Below are 1371 nucleotides of genomic sequence, written 5' to 3'. Positions count from 1 at the left end.
TCCGGAAGATTCGACAGCCATATTCGAAAGATGCGGACCTCGTACCGACGACGACGCGATCAACTGGTTGCGACCCTTGCGCAGCGAGTACCCCAGGTCAGGGTCGAGGGGATCTCCGCGGGACTTCACGCTGTGATCCGTCTTCCCTCCGGCACCGAACAATCTGTGCTTGCAGCGGCCAAGGCGCGCGATCTCGGGCTCGAAGGGCTGTCCGTCTTCCGACATCCCGACGTGTCGTCAGTCGGCAGTGACGGCATCGTCGTCGGCTACAGCACGCCGACGCAGTCGCAGTACTGGAGGACGCTGGACGTGCTCTGCGAGGTGCTGCAGGCGGCTCTGCGATAACGCCTGTCGGTTCTGTCCAGCCGTTCACCTGCCCTGCCCTGCCAGGATCGAGTGAACGGTACGTTCGGTCGATCTGAGGCGACGAAGGTACCGTTCGCTCGACGTCGGGGGTGGTGAGCCGGCCGCGACGGTGCCGCCAGTGCCTGCCCTGATCGTGCGAACGGTACGTTCGGTCGATCTGAGGCGACGAAGGTACCGTTCGCTCGACGTCGGGCGGGGTGGTGGGTGTGTTTTGGGTACGAGAAAGCCCCCCAACCATGACTGGTTGGGGGGCTTCTCTTACGTTGTGTTCGGCGGTGTCCTACTCTCCCACACCCTGTCGAGTGCAGTACCATCGGCGCTGAAGGGCTTAGCTTCCGGGTTCGGAATGGGACCGGGCGTTTCCCCTTCGCTATGACCGCCGTAACTCTATGAAACTGTCACAGTAACCAACTTCTGATCACCTGGTTTCACCGTGCATCAACCCGAACCCGTTACCGGGTGGATGGATGACGGAGAAAACAGAGTTTCTCATCAGTATCTGTGTGTTGTTTCAGATACCGCACAGTGGACGCGTAGCTTCTTTGTGGTAAGTCCTCGGCCTATTAGTACCAGTCACCTGCATGCATTACTGCACTTCCAGTTCTGGCCTATCAACCCGGTGGTCTGCCGGGGGCCTTACCCCCTCGAGGGGGTGAGAAACCTCATCTTGGAACAGGCTTCCCGCTTAGATGCTTTCAGCGGTTATCCCTTCCGAACGTAGCTAACCAGCGGTGCTCCTGGCGGAACAACTGGCACACCAGAGGTTCGTCCGTCCCGGTCCTCTCGTACTAGGGACAGCCTTCCTCAAGTTTCTAACGCGCGCGGCGGATAGAGACCGAACTGTCTCACGACGTTCTAAACCCAGCTCGCGTGCCGCTTTAATGGGCGAACAGCCCAACCCTTGGGACCTACTCCAGCCCCAGGATGCGACGAGCCGACATCGAGGTGCCAAACCATCCCGTCGATATGGACTCTTGGGGAAGATCAGCCTGTTATCCCCGGGGT

Annotated in this window: 2 rRNA genes and 1 pseudogene; 1 reads left to right on the top strand and 2 read right to left on the bottom strand. The window is 59.9% G+C overall.

The features are described 5' to 3' along the window. A pseudogene (locus tag ACH4F2_RS36120) lies at positions 1 to 345 on the top strand (PLP-dependent aminotransferase family protein); the annotation flags it as partial. 288 nt (positions 346 to 633) lie between these two features. Here ACH4F2_RS36120 and rrf read toward each other — a convergent pair. Then, a 5S ribosomal RNA gene (gene rrf, locus ACH4F2_RS36115) occupies positions 634 to 750 on the bottom strand. Positions 751 to 909: 159 nt separating this feature from the next. After that, positions 910 to 1371 (bottom strand): 23S ribosomal RNA (locus tag ACH4F2_RS36110); the annotation flags it as partial.

Origin of the sequence: Streptomyces sp. NPDC017890 (assembly GCF_044328675.1) — a bacterium.
In the GTDB taxonomy this organism is placed as follows: domain Bacteria; phylum Actinomycetota; class Actinomycetes; order Streptomycetales; family Streptomycetaceae; genus Streptomyces.
Note: the sequence above shows the minus strand (reverse complement) of the source record. Positions and strands in the feature narration are given on the sequence as shown.